The sequence below is a fragment of the Nocardia sp. NPDC058518 genome (assembly GCF_042719655.1).
In the GTDB taxonomy this organism is placed as follows: Bacteria; Actinomycetota; Actinomycetes; order Mycobacteriales; family Mycobacteriaceae; genus Nocardia.
On record NZ_JBHXNJ010000026.1, the window covers coordinates 1 to 20752 of the forward strand.

The following is a 20752-nucleotide window of genomic DNA, read 5'->3' on the forward strand; positions in this document are numbered from 1 at the left end:
CCCTCACCCCCCCGCTCGCGCTGGGCCGGCGTCTCTGGGCCTATCCCCGGCCCTCACATTTGTTGTCTGACGGGGGGGGCCCCCCCCCCACCCCCCCCCCCCCCCCCCCCACCGCGCACCTGATATCCGCCATGACCGCACTCCCAGCCCCGCACCCGCGACCCCTCGGGGCCGCGGACACGTGCGCGCCAGCGCACCAATAAACACCGTGTTAGCGTTTTAGGGCATATTCAGCGCCGAGCTTTCCTGCTCGTTCAGCGAGCAAGTGGGGGAACTGTGACCAACAACGACCATAATCCGACCTCTCCGCCGTGGCTGCAGAGTCCGTCGGCTGACGTGTCCGAAGCTGCGTCCGGTCCCTCCGGTGTGCAGACCGCGACCGAGGACGACATCGAGCCCGCCGACACCGCCGCCGAACCGAGCGGTGAACTCGGCGATCCGTCGACCGGTGAGCATCCCGTCGCCGAGCCCGGCCATGCCGGACTCGCCGACCAGACCGTGTACCAGCCCGCCGGTTTCGCGCCGCCGGGTCAGTTCGCGCAGGGCGCTCCGTACTCGGTGCCAGATCCGTACCAGCACAATGGCGCGCCGCCGATGAACGGCCCCGAGCAGCAGCAGCCGTGGCCGGGTCAGCCGGGCGAGCAGCCGTGGCTGCCGGGTCAGCCGGGCGAGCAACAGCCCTACCCCGGCCCGCACGCGACCGGCGAGCAGCCGCAACCGGGCATGCCGCCGCAGTATCCGGGTGCCGATGGCCAGCCCTACCCCGGTCCCGAACAGCAGCAACAGTTCCCGCCCCAGGAGCAGGGGCCGCAGTCCGAGCCCATCTACAGCTGGGCGCCTCCGCCGCCGCCGATGTACCAGCAGCCGATGCAGGGTGGGATGCCCCCTGGCCAGCAGCCCGAGCAGCCGGGACAGTTCCCCGGTCAGCCGGGGCAGTTCCCCGGCCAGCTCGGCCAGCCGGGTCCGCCGCCCGGCCAGCAGTGGCAAGGCGGCCCGCCCCAGCAGCAGCAGCAGCCGTTCCAGCCGCAGCACATGCAGGGACCGGGCCAGCCCGGCCATTCGGTCAACGATCTGAACCTGCTCAAGCGCGCGCGTAAGTCGCCGCGCAGTGGGTGGCGCAAGGCCGTGCACAAGGTGTCCGGCGGTGTGATCAACCCCGGTGAGTCGGCGGCCGATGTCGTCTACCGCGATCTCGGCGAGCGGGTCAACCAGCCCGTGCGCGGCGATTACCGGATCGCGATCCTCTCGCTCAAGGGCGGTGTCGGCAAGACCACCACCACGGTCGGTCTCGGCTCCACCTTCGCCTCACAGCGCGGTGACCGCGTCATCGCCATCGACGCCAACCCCGACCTGGGCACGCTCGCCCACCGGGTGCCGCGCCAGACCCGCTCGACGGTGCGCAACCTGCTCGAAGACCAGCAGATCACCCGCTACTCGGATGTGCGCGCACACACCTCGCAGGCCCCGAGCCGACTGGAAGTGCTTGCCTCCGAACAGGATCCGGCCGTGTCGGAGGCCTTCAGCGAGGCCGACTACCGCAAGGCCATCGGCATCCTGCAGTCGTTCTACAACATCATCCTCACCGACTGCGGCACCGGTCTGATGCACTCGGCGATGTCGGGCGTGCTGGATATGGCGAGCTCGCTGGTGCTGGTCACCTCCCCCGCCATCGACGGTGCGCGCAGCGCCTCGGCGACGCTGGACTGGCTCGACCACCACGGCTACTCCAAGCTGGTCGAACGCACCGTCGTCGTCGTCAACGCCTCGCGGCGTGGCGCGTCAACGGTGGACCTGGACCAGCTGCGCAAACTGTTCCTCGACCGCACCCGCGCCGTGCAGATCGTCCCGTTCGACGATCACCTGGCCGAGGGCGCCGAGATCGACCTCGAACTGGTCAGCAAGCCGACCAGGCGGGCCCTGCTCGAACTGGCCGCGATGGTCGCCGACGACTTCAGCTACCACGGTCAGCACCAGAACCAGCAGCAGCAGCCGTATCAGCCGGGCCAGCCCTACCCGGGTCAGCAGTACCAGCCCGGCCAGTTCTGACGTCACACCGAATTCCGTTGTCGCCGAACATCGCCGGCGGGTAGGTGGCTATCGCGGCCTACCCGACCGGCGGCGACGGGATGGGTTCGGTCACCGCGCGACGCGTTCGCGCGCCGCGGCCTCGAACGCGTCGAGCACCGTGGCGATGGCCGGGCTGCGGTATGCCTGCGGGCGGGTGATGACCTCGTAGACCCTGGCCGCACGGACCCCGGCCAGCGGTAGCACCGACACGTCGGGGTGGGCGACGGCATAGCGAGGCATCAGCGCGACACCGTAGCCGGACGCAACGAGCGTTTCGATCACCCGGAACTCGTTGAGCCGCTGCGCGATCCGCGGTCGCACCCCGGTGACGGTGGCGATGGACTCGAGCACATCGTCGATCGGGAACCCACCGCGCACGCTCACCCAGGTCTCTTCGGCGAGTTCTTCCGGACGCACCGACGAACGCCCGGCCAGCGGATGATCCGGCGCGACAACGACATCGATCGGTTCACGCATCAGCACCCGCGCCGACAGCCGCGGCCCGGACAGCGACCGCGCGCGTTCGTCGCGATGAGTGAGCACGATGTCGTAGTCGGCCAGCAATTTCGATGCCTCGCTCGGCGGCAGGTCCTCGTCACCCGCGACCAGCTCGACCCCGCTGGTGGCCAACGTGGCCAGCACCGGCGGCAGCAGCAGCGCGGCTCCGGACGGGAACGACGCCACGCGCACCTGTCCGCGCGGCGAGCCCCGATAGTGGGCCATCTCCGCGGTGGCCCGCTCCATCGCGGCGAGCACGTCGTCGGCCCGCAACACCAGCGCCTGCCCGGCATCGGTGAGCCGAACCCGGCGCCCGTCCGGTTCGAGCAGCGCGACCCCGGCCTCTCTGGCCAGCACCTTCAGCTGCTGGGAGACCGCCGACGGCGTCATCGACAGCACCTCGGCGACGGCGGCGACCGTGCCACGGTCGGCCAGCTCGCGCAGAATCCGCAATCGCTCGATCGAGAACATGAAGTAAAACTACGTTATCCATCCATATTTATTCGATTGTGCTGATCTTTAGCGGCCCGCACGATAAGGGCGTGACCTCCCGTGACCGCCTGCTCGGACTGACCGTCGTTGTGCTCTGGGGCCTGAACTTCCTGGCCATCCGCATCGGCCTCGACCACTTCCCGCCCTTCTTCTTCGTCGCGCTGCGCTTCGCCGTCATCGCGATCCCCGTGCTGATCTTCATCCCGCGCCCGGCGGTGCGCACCCGCTGGCTGCTGCTCTACGGCACCGGCTTCGGCACCCTGCAGTTCGCGTTCCTGTTCACGGCGATGCGCACCGGCATGCCGACCGGTCTCGCCTCACTGGTACTCCAGTCGTCGGCACCGTTCACCGTGGTGCTCGGCGCGGTCCTGCTGCGCGAGCGATTGCGGCCCGTGCAGGTGGCCGGTCTCGTGGTCGCCGTGCTCGGCATGGTCGTCATCGGCGCCGACCGCATGGCCACCGCCACCTTGCTCCCGGTTCTGCTGACGCTGGCAGGCGGCCTCGGCTGGGCGTTCGGCAATATCGGCGCCCGCCAGGCCGGTGCCGACTCCCCCGGCTACAACCCACTGCACCTGACCCTGTGGATGTCGGTGGTGCCCGTGGTGCCGATGCTGGCGCTGTCGATGGCTGTCGAGGGGCCTGGAACAGGCTTTCGCGCGGTCGGCACCGCGTTCTCCGCCGACGGCCTGCCCGCACTGGCCGCACTCGCCTACATCGCCGTCCTCTCGACCGTCTGCGGATCCAGCCTGTGGACCTACCTGATGAGCCGCTACCCCGCGGGGACGGTGGCGCCGTTGTCGCTGCTCGTGCCGGTCGTCGGCATCGCCGCGGCCTGGACCGTCCTCGACGAGGAGCCGTCGGTGGCCGCGCTGATCGGCGGGGCGGTCGTGATCGCGGGTGCCTTCGCGGCGACCACCGGCCGCGGCATCGGGAAAACACCAGCGCCCGCCCCCATCCCCGAATTGGCCCGAGCCTGAACCCGAATTCAACCCACGATCGCTCGAGCTCTGGCTAGCATGTGATCGGTCGCCCGATGCGTTTCCGCGCGACCGGTCGGTTTCGAGCTCGCGAACGACGTACAGGTCGATAAAGCTTGGTCTTCGCCGCGCTCTAGAGTGGTAGCAAATCCCAGGCAAAACTCGAGCAAGGCAGCTGAACAGCGTATGGCGGAACAGCGGTGGCCCGTTTCGCGAAGGAACCTTCTTCGCGGCACGGTCGCAGCGGGGGTGATATCGGCGGGGGCCGTAGCGGGAGCGCCTGGATTCGCCGCGCCACCCGGCCGTCGGGTCGCGGTACTCGGCGGCGGTGTCGCCGGACTGACCGCCGCCCACGAATTGGCCGAGCGCGGGTTCGAGGTCACCGTGTACGAGGCGCGGGCGCTCGGTGGCAAGGCGCGCAGCGTGGGCGTGCCCGGCACCGGCCGCGACGGCAGGCCCGATCTGCCCGGCGAGCACGGGTTCCGCTTCTTCCCCGGCTTCTATCAGAACCTGCCCGACACGATGCGCCGAATTCCGTTCGCAGGCAATGCCGACGGCGTGTGGAACAACCTCATCGCGGTGCCGGAGGCCAGGTTCTCGCGCCGCGACGGCGACGACATCCTGCTCGCCCTGCCCGACAGCATCACCGCCGCCCAGGTGACCCCGGATTCGATCCGGGAAACCCTGGCCGCCACGATCACCACGATCTCCAGGATGTCGCCCACGGAAGGCATGTACTTCGCCAACCGGCTGATGGTGTTCAACACCAGCTGCGATGCCCGCCGATTCGGCCAGTGGGAGCACACCTCCTGGTACGACTTCGTGCACGGACACGAGCGTTCGCACGAGTTCCGCGCGATCGTGTCCAGGTCGCTGACCTCGATCATGGTCGCCGCCAAGGAGAACCTGGCCAGTACCCGCACCATCGGCAGCATGGGCGAACAGTTCCTCGGCAACCCGCTCGGCATCGGCAACGACGGCGGCCTGGACCGGGTGCTCAACAACACGACCAACACCGCCTGGATCGATCCATGGGTGCGCCACCTGCGTGGCCTGGGCGTTCGGTTCGAACTCGGCGCACGGGTCAGCGAGCTCGAGGTGCGCGACCGGCGGATCCGAGCTGCTCGAATCACCGATTCCACCGGGGCACGCACGGTCGACGCCGACTATTTCGTGGTGGCGCTGCCGGTGGAACAGGCCAGGAAACTGTGGTCGTCGCAAGTGCTGGCCGTGGCACCGGAACTCGCCGCGACGGATCGGCTCTTCGTCGATTGGATGAACGGAATTCAGATCTATTTCCGTGCGCCACTGCGTATTTCACGTGGACACACGGCCTATGTCGATTCGCCGTGGTCGCTCACCTCGATCAGCCAGAATCAGTTGTGGACCGACAAACTGCCGTCTTTCGGCGACGGGTCGGTGGCCGATTGCCTTTCGGTGGATATCTCCGACTGGAATTCGCCCGGAATGCTCTACGGCAAACCCGCCACCGAATGCACCCACGAGGAGATCTTCCGCGAAGTCTGGGAGCAGTTGAGCAGCCATCTCAACGATCGCGAACAACTACTCAGGCCCGCCGACGTGCATTCCTGGTTTCTCGATCCGGGAATCACCTGGCAGGGCAGCCGCAACGCGAATGCCGACCCGTTGCTCATCAATACCGCGGGTTCGTGGGACGCCCGCCCCGAGCCGCACGGCTCGATCGAGAACCTGTTCCTCGCCGGTGATTATGTGCGCACCGATGTCGACCTGGCCACCATGGAGGGCGCCAACGAGTCGGCCCGCGCCGCCGTGAACGCGCTGCTCGACGTGGCGGGCTCGTCGGCGCCGCGCTGCCGTGGTTTCCGCCTGCGCCGCACCCCCGAACTCGAGCCGCTGCGGATCATCGACGTCGACCGCTACGCCAAGGGTCTACCCAACCTTTTCGACGTCCCGGCCTGACGCGGACGCAGCTCACACCGCTCCCGCACGCGCGCCCGGACACCGCGCACATAGACTCGCGGCGTGGCAGACATCTCGGTGCGTGGGCGCTTGGCCTTGCGAGCAGCGGCGGCAGCGTCGTGGGCTTCGCAGAAGGCGGGTCGCGGCAAGGGTTCGATGATCGGCGGCCTGATCGCGTTGAAGATCGATCCGTCGATCATGACGCAGCTCGGGCGCGGTCGGCGAACAGTGCTGATCACCGGCACGAACGGCAAATCGACGACCACCAGGATGACGACCGCCGCGCTCGGCACGCTCGGCGATGTCGCGACCCAGGCCGACGGCGCCAATATGGACGCGGGCATCGTGGCCGCGCTCAGCCTGCACCAGGGGGTGTCGCTGGCCGCGATCGAGGTCGACGAGCTGCACCTGCCGCACGTGAGCGACGCGCTCGACCCCGCCGCTGTCGTCCTGCTCAATCTCAGCCGCGACCAGCTCGACCGGGTCGGCGAGATCAACATGATCGAGCGCAAGCTGCGCGCCGGGCTGTTGCGTCATCCCGACGCGGTCGTCATCGCCAACTGCGATGACGTGCTGGTGGCCTCCATCGCCTACGACCATCCGAATGTGGTGTGGGTGTCGGCGGGCAGCGGCTGGGCCGTCGACGCGACGAGTTGTCCGCGCAGCGGTGAGCCGATCGTCTGGGAAGGCGAGAACTGGCGCTCGACCGGTGCGGATTTCCACCGCCCGCAACCGGTCTGGTGGCTCGAAGGCGAAGACCTGTGCGGCCCTGATGGTTTCCGCGCTCCGTTGCACCTGGCGCTGCCGGGTCGCGCGAACCGTGGCAATGCCGCGCAGGCTGTGGCCGCCGCGGTCGCGATGGGCGCCGAGCCCGCGAAGGCGACCGATGCCACCGGCACCGTGCGCGAGATCGCGGGCCGCTACCGCACCGTCACCGTCGGTGATCACGATGCCCGGCTGCTGCTGGCCAAGAATCCCGCGGGCTGGCAGGAAGCGCTGTCGATGATCGAGCCGTCCTCGGCCGGTCTGGTGATCGCGGTGAACGGTCAGGTGCCCGACGGCGAGGATCTGTCCTGGCTGTGGGATGTGCGGTTCGAGCACTTCGAAGGCGTGCAGGTGGTCGCCGCCGGCGAGCGCGCGACCGACCTCGCCGTGCGCCTCACCTACGCGGGTGTCGAACACACGCTCGTCCCGGATCCCCTGCGCGCCATCGCGTCCTGCCCCGCCGGACACGTCGAGGTGCTGGCCAACTACACCGCGTTCCGCGATCTCAACCGTGATCTGGAGGCCCGCAAGTGAGCGAGTCAACCATTCGTATCGGCCTCGTCCTGCCCGACGTGATGGGCACCTACGGCGACGGCGGCAACGCGCTGGTCCTGCGGCAACGCCTGCGCATGCGCGGCTACGACGCCGAGATCATCGACATCACCCTCGCCGATCCCGTCCCTGACTCCTTCGACATCTACACCCTCGGTGGTGCCGAGGACTCGGCGCAGCGCCTGGCCACCCGCCACCTCCAGAAATACCCCGGCCTCCAGCAGGCCGCCGCCAAGGGCGCCCCCGTCCTCGCCATCTGCGCCGCCATCCAGGTGCTCGGCAACTGGTACGAAACCTCGGCGGGCGAAAAGGTCGACGGCGTAAGCCTTTTCGATGTCACCACCTCTCCCCAAAAGGTCCGCGCCATCGGCGAAGTAACCACGACGCCACTGGTCCCTGGACTCAAAGCACCCCTCACCGGTTTCGAGAACCACCGGGGCGGAACGACTCTTGGCCCCGACGCCACCCCGCTGGCCCGCGTCACCCGCGGCGTCGGCAACGGCGTGGGCGACGGCACCGAGGGCGTCGTCCAGGGCTCGGTCTTCGGCACCTACCTGCACGGCCCGGCCTTGGCCCGCAACCCCGAACTCGCCGACCTCCTGATCGCCAAGGCCCTCGGCATCCCCGCCACCGACCTGGCCCCCCTCGACCTCCCCGAGGTCGACCAGCTCCGCAAAGAACGCCTGCGCGCCTGATTCAGTCACACGTCCGACTCATTCGGCGGCGACCTCGGCACGCACCTGTCGGCGGGTGATGAGCCAGCCGACGAGCGCGGCGAGGGGGAACATCAGTACGCCGTAGACCGCTGCGGGAATGGCCATTTCGGTGCTGTCGAGGACGCTGATCGCGATGGTGATGGCGATTGTGCTGTTGTGGATGCCGACCTCGAACGAGCAGGCGATGGCCTGGCGGTCGGCGACGCCGAGCAGGCGCGGCAGGTAGTAGCCGGCCGACAGGCTGATCAGGCAGAACACCACGGTGATGGCGCCGACATCGGCGAGCGAGCCGGTGAGGGTGTCGCGCTCGCTGACGATGGTGCCGACGATCACCAGCAGCAGCGTGATCGCCGACCCGATGCGCACCGGCTTGTCCATCCGGTTCGCGAACGCCGCCGACCAGCGGCGCACCAGCATGCCGAGGCCGACCGGAACCAGCACGATGGCGAAGACCTGCACCACCTTGCTCAGCTGCAGACCGACGGAACCGTCCTCGCCCGCCGGCTCGAAGTAGCCGATGGCGAAGTTGGTCACCAACGGCACGGTGACAACCGCGATGATCGAATTGACCGCGGTCAGCGACACATTCAGCGCCACGTCACCACGGAACAGGTGGCTGAACAGGTTCGCCGTGGTCCCGCCGGGCGAGGCGGCCAGCAGCATCATGCCGACCGCCAGAATCGGCGACAGATCGAACAGCAGCACCAGGCCGAACGCGACCACCGGTAGCACCAGCAATTGGCAGGCCAGCGCGATGGCGACGATGCGCGGTGTCTTCGCGATGCGGGCGAAGTCGGCGCCGGTGAGCGAGAGCCCGAGGCCGAACATGATCACCGCCAGCGCCAACGGCAGACCGACTGATACCAGTGGAGAGTTCATAGCCACACACTTCTCATCGAGCAGTCCGAGTCGAGGTACCGACCGGATTGAGACGCTCCGGTCTCAATCTCGAAGAGTAGCCAGCTGTGACCCTCGTCGCAGCGAAATCGACAATGCGTTATCCCGTGGAGGCGATGATCTCCGGGGCGGCGGCATGACTACCGGCGCACAGGTCGTGGACGAAGCGCATCTTCTCCAGCACCCGATCGGGCAGCACGAAGGGATACAGGTCGTCGCGGCCCATCGAGCGGTTGACCATGTTCAGCGACCAGGTCAGCGGCAACCAGAGCTCGATGATCTTGTCGAACCCGGCGCGGCCGATCTGCGGGCGGTCGAGGGTCGCGCCGGCGGGTGCGAGGCCGAACGCCGCCGCGGTATCGAGGGTGTCGCGGATGTGCAGGTAGTGGGCGAAGGTCTCGGCCCAGTCCTCGGCGGCGTGCATGGTGGCGTAGGAGGAGACGTAGTCGCGCTTCCAGCCGGGGGGCGCACCCTGGGAATAGTGGCGATCCAGCGCCGCCTGGTAGTCGGCGAACGGATCGCCGAACAGATCCCGGAAGCGTCGCAGCGCCGCGTCATCAGCGACCAGAACGGGGAAGAAGTAGTGCCCGATCTCGTGCCGGAAGTGGCCGAGCAAGGTGCGATACGGCTCGGCCATCTCGATCCGCAACTGCTCGCGGTGCGGGTCGTCGGCCTCGGCGAGGTCCAGGGTGACCACTCCGTCGCTATGGCCGGTGAGCACGCCTTTGGTGCGGCTGGACAGCAGGTCGAAGGCCAGCCCGTGCTCGGGGTCCTCGTCACGGCCGACGATCGGCAGGCCCAGTTCGACCAGTTCGAAGATCAACCGGCGTTTCGCCGCCTCGGCCTCGGCGAACGCGGCGAGACCGCTGGTATCGGAATCGTTGGGCCTGGTCCTGGTGAGCCGGCACGACAGGCACAGCGCCGGACCAGACCCCTCCCGGTCGACGAGCCAATTGCATTGCGCCACATGCAGGTTGTCGCACAGGCGGAAACGATCACTGTCGACGACGCCTGCCGCGTGATCGACCGCGGCGTCGCCCGGCGGGTCACCGATCACCACCAGCGTGCGGTCGGTCAGGCTGAAACCCAGTGCGCTGCGGCAGGATAGGCAGACCGAGTTCTCGAAAGCCAGCTGCTGACCGCAATTCGGACAGACGAAATCACGCACGGACTACACCTCCACCGGAGCTACATCGACCGACACCTTGATTGTGGACTGCTTCGCATCGGTGTAGATGATGCCACGCAGCGGCGGAACGTCCTGGTAATCGCGGCCCCACGCCACCGTCACGTACCGCTCGTCGGCGAACTGGTCGTTGGTGGGGTCGAAGGCGATCCAGCGGCCGGTGCGATCGGTGTCGTCGGTGCCGGGCAGCCACACCGCCGCCCAGGCGTGGGTGGCGTCGACGCCGACCATGCGTTCCTTGCCAGGGGGCGGATCGGTGGCGAGATAGCCGGAGACGTAGCGGGCGGCCAGACCCTGCGAGCGCAGGCAGGCCGCGCCGATCCGGGCGAAGTCCTGGCAGACACCTTCGCGGGCGGCGAAGACGTCGGCCACGCTGGTGCTCACCGTGGTGGAGCCGGACCGATACTCGAAGTCGTCGTGGATGCGGGTGTTCAGCTCGGTCACCGCCTCGAGCAGCGGCCGTCCCGGCGGGAAACTCCGCGCGGCGTAGTCGATCACGTCGGGCGTGATCTCGGGCGGGAGCAGATCGAGGGTGAACTCGACGGCGAGTGGGCCGGTGGCGGTGCTCGGACGCGCCGACTCCCATGGCAGGTCGACACCCGGCAGGTGCCCCGGATGTTCGCCGTCGACGTCGACCAGGGACTCGCCGGTGACTTCGAGATTGCGGTGCTCGGAGGTCACATGGAAATACGTCGTGGTGTTGCCGTACACATCGGTGCCCACCGAGCGGTCCGAAGGCACAGGGTCGATGTAGATCTCGTGCTCGAGCAGGCGCTGGCCCGGATATTCGCGCGGGGTGAGGTACGCGCGACCGTAGGAGCTGGTCACCTCGTCGGAGTAGCTGTAGGTGGTGCGGTGCACCACCATGTATCGCCGGGTCATCCGACCATCCTGGTATTACCCCAGAGCGGCTGAATACCCAGCGGGACAGTGAGTTTGGTGGCTTCGAACGATTCGGCCAGCTTGCGCAATCGCAAGTGCACCCCCTCCAGCAGTTCCACCAGCTCGGTTCGGACGCCGTCGTCGTCGGTGTGTTCCAGGTCGGCCGGGTCGACGCGGCGCAGCATGCGCTGGGCATCGGCGAGCAGTCGCTGCGAACGCGTGGCGCCGGAACCGCCTGGTAGCGCTTGGAAGTCGGCCTCGAGGCGGTCGAGCTGATAGACCAGCGAACGCGGATTGCCCGGATCGAACAGCAGCAGTCCGGCCAGCGCTGCCACATGCGCCGAACCACGATGGCGGCGACGGTAACTCACCGCCGACTCGGTCGCGGTGAGCACGGCCTCCGCGACCACCCCTTGCACCTCGGCAGAACTCCGCCGCCCCAGTGCGGCATTGATCAGCGACGTCACGGCGAGTCCACGCTCGATCCGTTTGCCGATATCCATGACGTACCAGCCGGTGTCGCGCACCAGCGACTCGGCGCCGATCCCCGACAGCGACAGCAACGCCGCCAGCGTGAGCGAATGCACCGCCGACAGCGCCGTCTCCTGTTCGGTACTGGCACTGCGGAATTCGGCCAGCGCGCGATCGACAGCACCGATGATCATCCAGGTGTCGCTGGACAGCTGATCGCGCACCGCCCGCGCGGCGGACCCGTAGTGGTCCACGGCGTACGACAACGATCCGGCCAGCTCGCGGTCACCGGTCAACGAGGCCAGGTACTGGAACCCCTCCGCGGAGGCGCCCGCGACCGCCCGGCGCGCCGCCACACCGTCCTGACCACTGGAATCCATCGCACGATGGGTGAACTGGCCCTGCGCCTGCCGCGACCGGGCGAGAACCGGCTCCGGCTCAGGCGCGGGCACCGGCTCCGCCCCACGCTCGGGCGTGACACCGGTGGTGCGCAGCGCGCGAGCCAGCGCACTGGTCCCCGCCCGCTCCCACGGCGCCTCCGCCTCGTCGTCCTCGGAGTCGAGTTCCGCCTCATCCGCTGCGGACTGGCTCTGCCCCGCCGATGCCATCGGATCGGAGGCTGAGTCGTGAGGTGTTGCGTCCGTTGATACTTCGTCGGACGCGGAGCGCGGTGACGGCGTCGCGTCGGACCGCACCGCCACCAGCTGACCGATTCCGTCGGGCAGCACCGACTGTGGAGCGGTGGTGCCCGTGGTGATCGACAGCGCGCGCATGAGGATCGGCAAGGCTTCGGCGCCGTCGAGCCAGGGGCGGTAGCGGTAGTCCTGGTAGACGTCGTGAGTAGCGGCGAGCAGGCGGACCACCGACTCGGCGCGTTCGCTGTAGCGGCCCATCCAGAACAGGTCGTTGAGTACACGCGGTGAGCTGATCGCCTCGACGACCGGAACCGCCCTGCGCAACCGTTCCTCGTGCGGGGCTTCGGAACTCACGGCGGGCACGGTGGCCGGGGCCGCGCGGACCCACACGTCCTTGGCGGCCACCTTGATCACACTGCGGGTCGGTTCGAGCCGCATGCGCTGCTGGCCGAGTCCGCCCGACATCGCCGTGTAGCTGCCCCGCCTGGCCAGCGAGAACAACCGCATGCCCACCGGTGCGGGCGCCAAGCCCGCCGGGCCGTCGACCGCGGGCGCGACCGAGAACTCGGCGGGTTCCTGCCCGACCCACTTCCACCGTTCCGCCTCGATCCGGGCGGCGAGGTCGGTGCGCTCGGCCGCCGACAGGCTCGGCCCGAAGATCGTCGAGCCGTCGACGGCGGAGCGGATCACCAGGTCACCGACGTGCGACACCAGGTGCGCGCGCTCGGTGTCGTCGCCACCCCAGTAGGTGGGGGTGGCGTCGAGCAGCAGATCCTCGCCGAGGACCGAGCGGGCGATGCGCGGCAGGAACGGGCTCAGCGCGGGCGATTCCAGCAGCCCACTACCGAGGGTGTTCACCACCGTCACCGCCCCGCGGCGCAGCACCTCGACCAGCCCGACCACCCCGAGGCGCGAATCGGGTCGCAGATCCAGCGGGTCGGAGAATTCGGCGTCTACGCGCCGCAGCACCACGTCGACTCGTTCCAAGCTGCCGAGCGAGCGCATCCACAGCGCGCCGTCGCGCACCACCAGATCGGAACTCTCCACCAGCGGAAAACCGAGCATCTGCGCGAGATATGCCTGGTCGAAGGCGGTTTCGGAATGCGAACCCGGGCTGAGCACGACGACTACCGGCTCTTCCCCGTCGGCCAGCTCGGGCGCCGCCTCCTCGAGCATCAACCGCATGGCCCGTGCGAACGGGCTCAGTGGTCGCGGCCCCGCGTGCTCGAAAGCCTCGGGAATCGCCGAGGCCACCACACGACGGTCGGCGAGGGCGTACCCGGCACCCGAGGGTGCCTGCGCCCAGTCGGCCAGCACCCGGAACTGCCCGTCACTCCACCGGCTGATGTCGCAGGCGTGCAGGAACAGCTGATGGGTGCCGGGGATCGTGATGCCGTGCGCGGCCCGCACATACCCGGTATTGCCGAACACCACCTCCGCGGGCAGCAGGCCCGAGCTCAGCAGCCTGCGCGGACCGTACACATCGGTGAGCACCTCGTCGAGCACCAGCGAGCGCTGCACCAGCCCGGTTTCCAGGCGGGTCCAGTCCTCGGCGGAGACCAGCAGAGGAATCGGGTCGAGGCGCCACGGCTGCGGGATCGCGGTGTCGTCATCGCCGCCGAGACCGACCTCGGTGTAGGTGACACCGTCGTCCTCGATCTGCCTGCGCACCCGGTGATCGATCCGATCGATCCCGCCGATCCCCTGATCGATGAAGTCGGCCGACAGCTCCGACCACATCGATCGCACCCGCCCACGACCGTCGACCAGCTCGTCGTAATAGCCCGTGGTCGGCCTGCCGCACTCGTCGAAGCGCGCACCCGCCAAGCTGTCAGCCCGATACCGCGCGAACTGCTCGGCGACCTGAGCGCGTACGCCCGATCCCTGCCGATTCCCGTCCCTGAGCGCTTCATCGCGCTGAGCCACCGAGCCTCCTGTGTTGATTGCGGCTGGCGCCAAATGACCGACTAGGTACCCCACACTGTTCGCGCGCGGCGTAGGTCCAGGATGCCTGGTGCGCCGACATCGGTCGACTGTGCCGCGATCTTCGCACGGAGTTCGGCGGGATCCATCGGGTTCACCGTATGTCCGGCGGCCTCGAAACGGCGATTGCGGCGCGACTGGGCGGCGACGGCGTTGACGGGCGCGTCGTCGTAGGCGCGGCCGCCGGGGTGCACGACGTGGTAGGTGCAGCCACCGCGGGAGATGCCCGTCGCGCCGTCTACCAGGTCGAACACCAGCGGGGCGTCGACGGTGATCGAGGGGTGCAGCGAGTTCGGCGGCTGCCAGGCGCGGTAGCGCACGCCCGCCACCTGTACATCGGATTTGTCGGTGGCCAGCAGCGGGATCGGCATGCCGTTGCAGGTCAGGACGTATCGGCCGCGATCGGCACCGACCAACCGCACCTGGAGGCGTTCCACCGAGGAGTCGACGTAGCGAGCGGTGCCCTGGCCGGTGGTCTGTTCGCCGAGGGTGAGCCACGGTTCGATCGCGCCGCGCAGTTCCAGCTCCGCCTCACCGATCATGGCGGTGCCGATGCGGGGGAAGCGGAATTCGGTGAAGGGGTCGAGCCAGGCGGTGTCGAAGTCGACGCCCGCCGCGCGCAGGTCGGCGGCGACCTCGGCGATGTCGTTCATCAGGAAGTGCGGCAGCAGATAGCGGCCGTGCAGGTTGGACCCGTGGCGGATCAGCGGCGCGCGCAGCGGCTTGTCCCAGAACATCGAGACCAGGCCGCGCACCAGCAACGACTGCACCATCGCCATCTGGAAATGTGGCGGCATCTCGAAGCCGCGCAGTTCCAGCAGCCCGAGCCTGCCGCGAGCCGAGTCGGGGCTGTAGAGCTTGTCGATGCAGAACTCGGCGCGGTGGGTGTTGCCGGTGAGATCGGTGAGCAGATGCCGCAGTGCGCGGTCGATATGCCAAGGGGCCGACTGGATTTCGTAAGGCGTGGGCCCCGCAGCCTGCGCGGACAGCCTGGCCACCTCGGCGAAGGCGATCTCGAGTTCGTAGAGCGCGCCCTCGCGACCCTCGTCCGCGCGGGGCGCCTGCGAGGTCGGGCCGACGAAACGGCCCGCGAACAGGTACGACAGCGCCGGGTGGCGCTGCCAGTAGGTGAGCATGGAAACGAGCAGGTCGGGGCGGCGCAGCATCGGCGAACGCGCCGGGGTGACCCCACCGAGGGTGATGTGGTTGCCGCCGCCGGTACCGCCGTGGGTGCCGTCCACGTCGAAGGATTCGGTGCTCAGCCGGGCGAGCCTTGCCTGCTCGTAGAGGGTGTTCAGCACCTCGGCCTGCTCGGCGAACGAGCTGGTCGGCATGATGTTCACCTCGATCACACCGGGGTCGGGCGTCACCGAAAACGTCTGTAGCCGTGCGTCACTCGGCGGGGCGTAGCCCTCCAACACCACCGGCTGCCCGATCGCCACCGCCGCCGCCTCGACCTTGGCGATCAGATCGAGGAAGTCGTCGAGTTCGGTCACCGGCGGCAGGAACACATGCAGCCGGCCCTGCCTGACCTCGGCGACCAGCGCGGTCGTCGGCGTGAAATCGGCAGGCTCCACCGCGGCGGGCGGCTCGACCCGTTCCGCGCTCAGCGGTTTCTGGTAGAGCGGGTCGCTGTCGGGCAGGATCGGCGGCGCGTGCCAGGACACCGACCCGATCGGAAGACGAAGTCCGGCAGGCGAATCGCCATCGGCCAACACGATCCGGCCGCGACTGTTCTCGGCGCGTCCACGGCGCAGCTGCCAGTCGGCACTGGCCCAGCCCGCGCCGTCGGCCCGCCGATGAATCGGCAGCACGTACGCCGACGGCTGATCGACCGACTCCTCCAAACTCTCCAGCAAGACCCGCCGCACCTCGGGCGAGTCCTCGGCCGGGTCGATGTCCGCGGGCGGCGGATCGCCGTACGGCGCGCTCACGGTCGCCGCCAACCGGGCCAACGGATCCTCGAACGCGGGCCGCACCTGCACCTCCGGCAACCCGAGGGTGCCCGCGATCTCGGCGATCAACGCCTTGGCCGCACCGATGTCGGCCGCGGGCGCTCGGTCGGGAATCACCCCGGCGGCCGAGTTGCTCGGCTGCGAGCGGGTCAACTGGATGGGCGGGTGGACCGACGGCGGACCGCTCCCAGCTCCCTTGTCCCTCTTCCCGCGAAGTTTGTTCTTCCTCGATGCTTTTCGCAGCTCGGCCTCAGCCTTCTTGGCCGCCTTGGCCGACTCCTTGGCTTCCTTCTTCGAGACCTTGACCTCCTTCGCCGGGACCTCCTTCGCCGGGCGAGCATCGCCACCGGCGTCGGCGCAGGCCTGCTGGCTCTCCGCGGCGCGGCGATGTTCGGCGGCGACCAGCTCGACGGGCTCCTCGATCAGCGGCGGTCCGTCGTCGAACTCCACCACGTCGAAACTCACCGCTTCCTCAGCAGGCTCTGCCTCCTCCGCGAGATCGGCCGCATCGGCGTAGTCGATTATGTCGAGCAGGTCGACACCGCCCGACTCGCCGTTGCGCCGCACATCGTCGTCATCGGCGAGCCCCAGCGCGATAACCGCGGCAGCGACTTCGTCACCACCGATCCGACGACGCGCATCGAAGACCGCGACCATGTCGACCGGGCCGGGCTCCCTCGGTGCGACAACAGCGGGCGCGACCTCGGCAGCCGCGTATCCGTTCGAGTGGGAGGGTTCTGCCGTTTCGGTGGCGACCCGCGTCTGCGGCGTGTGCCGCGCCACCGGCGTCCACGGGTCGGTGAGCAGGTCCTGACGCCGCCAGATCGGCACGCCATCGGCCCGCCAGGCGATCGCGATCTCCCAGCGGGGCAACGGTTCTCCGGGGTACCACTTGCCCTGGCGGTACTGCACGATGCCGGTCGGCGCGTAGATCGAGCGGAGGCGGTCGGCGAGGTCGACGGCGCGCTCCCGTTTGTGCCTGCCGTCGGCGTCGGTGGTCCACTGGGCGCTGACCTGGTCGTCGATGGAGACGAAGGTCGGCTCGCCGCCCATGGTGAGGCCGACATCGGCCGCCGCCATTCGCGCGTCGATCGCGGCACCGGAGGCGACGATGCGTTCCCACTGGGAATCGGTGTAGGGCAGCGTGACTCGCGGATCCTCGTGGATACGGCGAACCACATTGCTGAAGTCGAGGGTGGCCTCGGTGATCCCGGTGGCCCCGGTGATCGGGGCGGCGGCCCCGGGATGCGGGGTGGCGGCGAGCGGGATGTGGCCTTCACCCGCGAACAGGCCGGAGGTGGGATCCATGCCGACCCAGCCCGCGCCGGGCAGATACACCTCGGTCCAGGCGTGCAGGTCGGTGAAGTCGGCGGCCGGGCCCGACGGACCGTCCAGCGACGGCACGTCGGAGGTGAGCTGGACCAGGTAGCCGGAGACGAAGCGGGCGGCCAGCCCCAGCTCACGCAGCACGCCGACCAGCAACCAGGCCGAGTCGCGGCAGGATCCGAGCGCGGTGCGCAAAGTGTGATCGGGCGTTTGCACACCCGCCTCCATGCGCACGGTGTAGTCGACCGAATTGCGCAGCGCGTAGTTGAGTTCGACGAGATAGTCGATGGCCCTGGTCCGGCCCTGCGGCCGGTGCACCCGCGCCCATTCCCGCAGCAACTCCCCCGGCCCGCTGCCCGGCTCCGTCTCGTCGACGCGCCGCAGATACGGCGCGAGATCCTCGGCGAGTGCGGTGTCGTACTCGAACGGGAAGAACTCGGCGTAATCCTCGATGAAGAAGTCGAACGGGTTGACCACCTCGAGGTCGGCGATCAACCCCACCGTGATCGACAACTCCTTCGTCGGATTCGGAAACACCAGGCGCGCAACGAAATTGCCGAACGCGTCCTGCTGCCAGTTGACGAAGTGCTCGGCCGGTGACACCTCGAGGGAATACGCCTCGATCGGTGTGCGCGAGTGCGGCGCGGGGCGCAACCGCACTTCATGCGGATGCACCTCTACGAGACGATCGAAGGAGTATGCCGTGCGGTGCTCGAGTGACACCTTGATGCCCATTCACCAAGTGGACCACAAACCCCCGACACCGCGCGGGCCGACGAAACCGGAGTTTCCCGACCGGCCCCCCTTTCGAAACACCGCGGTAATAGCCGGTGTCAGCCCGGCGGGTTACCGGGCCGAGACGCAGGGCACCAGCAGCTAAGCTGGCACCGTGAGCTACGACCACATCCTGCTGCCGTCCGGCGTCGCCAGCTCTGTCGACGAGATCGACGCCTACCTCGCCGCCCAGGAAGGCCTGACCGAGTCCGAACCGATCGCCGAGATCGCGGCCGAGTTGAACGCGCGCAACGCCGAACTGCCGGTGGACGACTCGTTCCTCAGCGTCGAATCCGTCGGCGGCCCCAGCGGCGACACGCTCTACATCCCCTCGCCGTACGACGCCATCGGCTTCGTCCGCAACCTGCTCTTCGACCTCGCCACCCCGCGCGGCTACGCCGTCTACGATCCGCAGCTGACCTGGATCATCGACCCGGCCGACCACATCCCGATCAACGTCACGCACGGCGGCGCGGGCGAATTCCCGTATCTCACCGAGGAATTGGCACACCAGTGGGTCGCCGGGCTCGCCGCCCCCAACCCGTACCTCATCGTCGAAGAGGGCGAACAGCGCTACATCCAGACCTACCGCGACCCGAGCGGCCCCTACACCCTCGAATATCGCGACGGCGCCCCCGACCGGCATTTCGGCACGACCCTCGATGACCCGGCACAGGTCGCCGGCATCATCTGGGACTGGGCCAACGGCAAGCCCGCCACCACCGACGGCATCACCTGGACCCGCGTCGAGCTCTGATCCTCGTACGGCCGCGACGGCGGCAATCACGCCTACCGCCGTCGCGCCTGGTCCTACAGCGTCCGCCGACCGGAAAGCGCCCGGCCGAGGGTCAGTTCGTCGGCGAATTCCAGGTCGCCACCCATCGGCAGCCCGGAGGCCAACCGGGTGACGGTGAGCCCGGGGAAGTCGCGCAGCATCCGCACGAGATAGGTGGCCGTCGCCTCGCCCTCGGTATTCGGGTCGGTCGCGATGATCACCTCGCTCACATCGATGCCGTCTTCCTGATTACCGATGCGGGTGAGCAGCTCCCTGATCCGCAACTGATCGGGCCCGACACCGCTGAGCGGATCGAGCGCACCACCGAGCACGTGGTAGCGACCACGGAACTCACGGGTGCGCTCGATCGCCTGCACATCCTTGGGTTCCTCGACCACACAGATCATCGTGCGGTCGCGGCGTGGGTCGGCACAGATCCGGCACAGCTCGCCATCGGCGACAGTGCCGCACGAGACACAGAACTGAACGCCGTCGCGCACCTTCTGCAGGGCGGCCTGCAGCCGGTCGATATCCGGCGGCTCCACCTGCAGTAGATGAAAAGCGATGCGCTGCGCGCTCTTCGGACCGACGCCTGGCAGTTTGCCCAGCTCGTCGATCAGATCCTGAACCGGCCCCTCATACATCAGAAATCGGGCAGACCGGGCAGCGAACCGCCGCCGAGGCCCTGCGACAGCGGGCCGAGGCGCTCGGCCGCGAGCTGCTGCGCATTGGCCATCGCGGCGTTGATCGCGCCGATGACCAGGTCCTGCAGTCCGTCGACATCGTCCGGATCGACCACTTTCGGGTCGATCGTCAGCGCGATCACCTCACCGCTGACCTTGATCGTGGCCTGCACAAGACCGCCGCCTGCCTGACCGGACACCTCGGTCTCGGCGAGCTCGGCCTGCGCCTGCATCACTGCCTGCTGCATCTGCTGAGCTTGGGCGAGCAGTGCCTGCATATCGAACTGACCATCACCGGGTTGCACAACACTCCTGTGTCTTTGGCGGCTGGCGCCGCGGGGTTTTCGGCCCTGGGGCCGCACACCCGAGCGACGATACTGCGCCTCCGGCGTTCCGTCTCGCCCCTCGGGTACGAGGCAGCCGAAAACCGTGGGGTGCGTCGGGTGCGGAGCTCTGGCCGCGTGCGGTTGCCAGTTTAGTCGTGGAGAATGGCCGCTGAAACGATGGCTCCGCCGGGGATTCGAGCATACGATCAGGCAAGGTCTGGCAATGATTCAGCAATCTCTAGGAGATCAGATGAATGCTTCCCGTGTGCGCCCGGCGTCGCTTTCGGCCGTGGTCGCATCTGTCGCTAGCCTGCTACTTCTCTCTCCCGCCGCCGTATCAGCCGATTCCGGGGCCGCGATCACCGACTACGGCGCCGGCTGCGTACTGGATCCGGGCAATCGTGCGGCGACCATCGATTCGTTGCGCTTCCGCTGCAGCGTCACCCAGCAGGACCAGATCTACCGTGACGCGCAGGCGGGGGCGGTGGCGACGGGCCTCACCAACGGCTGGGTGACGCGCCCGCCGCAACTCGAAGCGGCCGGACCGGCGCTGTGGATCGGCAAGGTGTTCCGCACCGGGCCGGACGGCGGCTCACTGACCAACCGGATCACCGGCGCCGGGATCGAGGCTTTCCCCGCCGATGTCTATCGCGCACCGTCGATCCTCGATGGTGCCCCCACCTGGGCGCTGAACTACGCGCCGTCACCCACACCGCAGGTCTACGACGAGATCCGCGAGGTGACCCCAGGCGTCTGGTTCGGCTATTCGTGGTGGCGCGAGGGCGCTTGGCCGCTGCTCGCCGCCTTCGTCTTGGCGCCCGCCTGACCGGGTCTTGACCCTCCACCCGCTG

At 68.6% G+C, this 20752-nt stretch carries 15 protein-coding genes; 7 read left to right on the top strand and 8 right to left on the bottom strand.

From position 1 onward, the window contains the following. The first annotated feature begins 594 nt into the window (after positions 1 to 594). Complete coding sequence (locus ACFWPX_RS31740) at positions 595 to 2046, top strand: AAA family ATPase (RefSeq protein ID WP_378931763.1); 1452 nt, start codon at positions 595 to 597, stop codon at positions 2044 to 2046. A 90-nt stretch (positions 2047 to 2136) separates the two neighbouring features. On the opposite strand, the gene ACFWPX_RS31745 is transcribed toward ACFWPX_RS31740, so the two are convergent. Next, positions 2137 to 3036: a LysR family transcriptional regulator gene (locus ACFWPX_RS31745; protein WP_378931675.1), complete on the bottom strand. Its 900-nt coding sequence runs from the start codon at positions 3034 to 3036 to the stop codon at positions 2137 to 2139. Between the two features lie 71 nt (positions 3037 to 3107). On the opposite strand from ACFWPX_RS31745, the gene ACFWPX_RS31750 reads away from it, so the two are divergent. The 4 genes from ACFWPX_RS31750 (at position 3108) to ACFWPX_RS31765 (ending at position 7987) form a co-directional block, all read left to right on the top strand. After that, entirely contained in the window at positions 3108 to 4034 is a 927-nt protein-coding gene (locus ACFWPX_RS31750) for an EamA family transporter (RefSeq protein WP_378931678.1), read from the top strand. A gap of 186 nt (positions 4035 to 4220) precedes the next feature. Then, positions 4221 to 5975 carry an FAD-dependent oxidoreductase gene (locus tag ACFWPX_RS31755; protein ID WP_378931680.1) on the top strand — a complete coding sequence of 585 codons (1755 nt, stop codon included), beginning with the start codon at positions 4221 to 4223 and terminating at the stop codon, positions 5973 to 5975. 63 nt (positions 5976 to 6038) lie between these two features. Next, a complete protein-coding gene (locus ACFWPX_RS31760; protein ID WP_378931682.1) occupies positions 6039 to 7274 on the top strand; it encodes a MurT ligase domain-containing protein in 1236 nt (411 codons plus the stop codon). After that, the gene (locus ACFWPX_RS31765; RefSeq protein WP_378931684.1) at positions 7271 to 7987 is read left to right on the top strand and encodes a type 1 glutamine amidotransferase; all 717 of its coding nucleotides are present in this window, start codon (positions 7271 to 7273) and stop codon (positions 7985 to 7987) included. Before ACFWPX_RS31760 ends, ACFWPX_RS31765 begins: the two co-directional genes overlap by 4 nt. An 18-nt stretch (positions 7988 to 8005) precedes the next feature. On the opposite strand, the gene ACFWPX_RS31770 is transcribed toward ACFWPX_RS31765, so the two are convergent. The 5 genes from ACFWPX_RS31770 to ACFWPX_RS31790 form a co-directional block, all read right to left on the bottom strand. Further along, positions 8006 to 8887: a bile acid:sodium symporter family protein gene (locus ACFWPX_RS31770; protein ID WP_378931686.1), complete on the bottom strand. Its 882-nt coding sequence runs from the start codon at positions 8885 to 8887 to the stop codon at positions 8006 to 8008. A 118-nt stretch (positions 8888 to 9005) separates the two neighbouring features. Further along, the gene (locus ACFWPX_RS31775; RefSeq protein ID WP_378931688.1) at positions 9006 to 10073 is read right to left on the bottom strand and encodes a putative zinc-binding metallopeptidase; all 1068 of its coding nucleotides are present in this window, start codon (positions 10071 to 10073) and stop codon (positions 9006 to 9008) included. Positions 10074 to 10076: 3 nt separating this feature from the next. Next, positions 10077 to 10973, bottom strand: coding sequence for a transglutaminase N-terminal domain-containing protein (locus tag ACFWPX_RS31780; RefSeq protein WP_378915251.1), 897 nt, complete (start codon positions 10971 to 10973; stop codon positions 10077 to 10079). After that, positions 10970 to 14005: a circularly permuted type 2 ATP-grasp protein gene (locus tag ACFWPX_RS31785; protein WP_378931690.1), complete on the bottom strand. Its 3036-nt coding sequence runs from the start codon at positions 14003 to 14005 to the stop codon at positions 10970 to 10972. The genes ACFWPX_RS31780 and ACFWPX_RS31785 overlap by 4 nt, the downstream gene beginning before the upstream one ends. A 41-nt stretch (positions 14006 to 14046) precedes the next feature. After that, positions 14047 to 18078 carry a transglutaminase family protein gene (locus ACFWPX_RS31790; protein ID WP_378931692.1) on the bottom strand — a complete coding sequence of 1344 codons (4032 nt, stop codon included), beginning with the start codon at positions 18076 to 18078 and terminating at the stop codon, positions 14047 to 14049. A gap of 154 nt (positions 18079 to 18232) precedes the next feature. Between ACFWPX_RS31790 and ACFWPX_RS31795 the strand changes: the two genes are divergently transcribed. After that, on the top strand, positions 18233 to 18874 hold the full coding sequence (locus ACFWPX_RS31795; protein WP_378915246.1) for a hypothetical protein: 642 nt from the start codon (positions 18233 to 18235) through the stop codon (positions 18872 to 18874). 53 nt (positions 18875 to 18927) lie between these two features. Here ACFWPX_RS31795 and recR read toward each other — a convergent pair whose 3' ends face one another. Next, positions 18928 to 19536, bottom strand: a complete 609-nt coding sequence (recR, locus tag ACFWPX_RS31800) for a recombination mediator RecR (protein WP_056822003.1) — start codon at positions 19534 to 19536, stop codon at positions 18928 to 18930. Next, positions 19536 to 19880 carry a YbaB/EbfC family nucleoid-associated protein gene (locus ACFWPX_RS31805; RefSeq protein ID WP_378915243.1) on the bottom strand — a complete coding sequence of 115 codons (345 nt, stop codon included), beginning with the start codon at positions 19878 to 19880 and terminating at the stop codon, positions 19536 to 19538. Before ACFWPX_RS31805 ends, recR begins: the two co-directional genes overlap by 1 nt. A 271-nt stretch (positions 19881 to 20151) precedes the next feature. On the opposite strand from ACFWPX_RS31805, the gene ACFWPX_RS31810 reads away from it, so the two are divergent. Next, positions 20152 to 20727 carry a hypothetical protein gene (locus ACFWPX_RS31810; protein ID WP_378915241.1) on the top strand — a complete coding sequence of 192 codons (576 nt, stop codon included), beginning with the start codon at positions 20152 to 20154 and terminating at the stop codon, positions 20725 to 20727. The last annotated feature ends 25 nt before the right edge of the window (positions 20728 to 20752 follow it).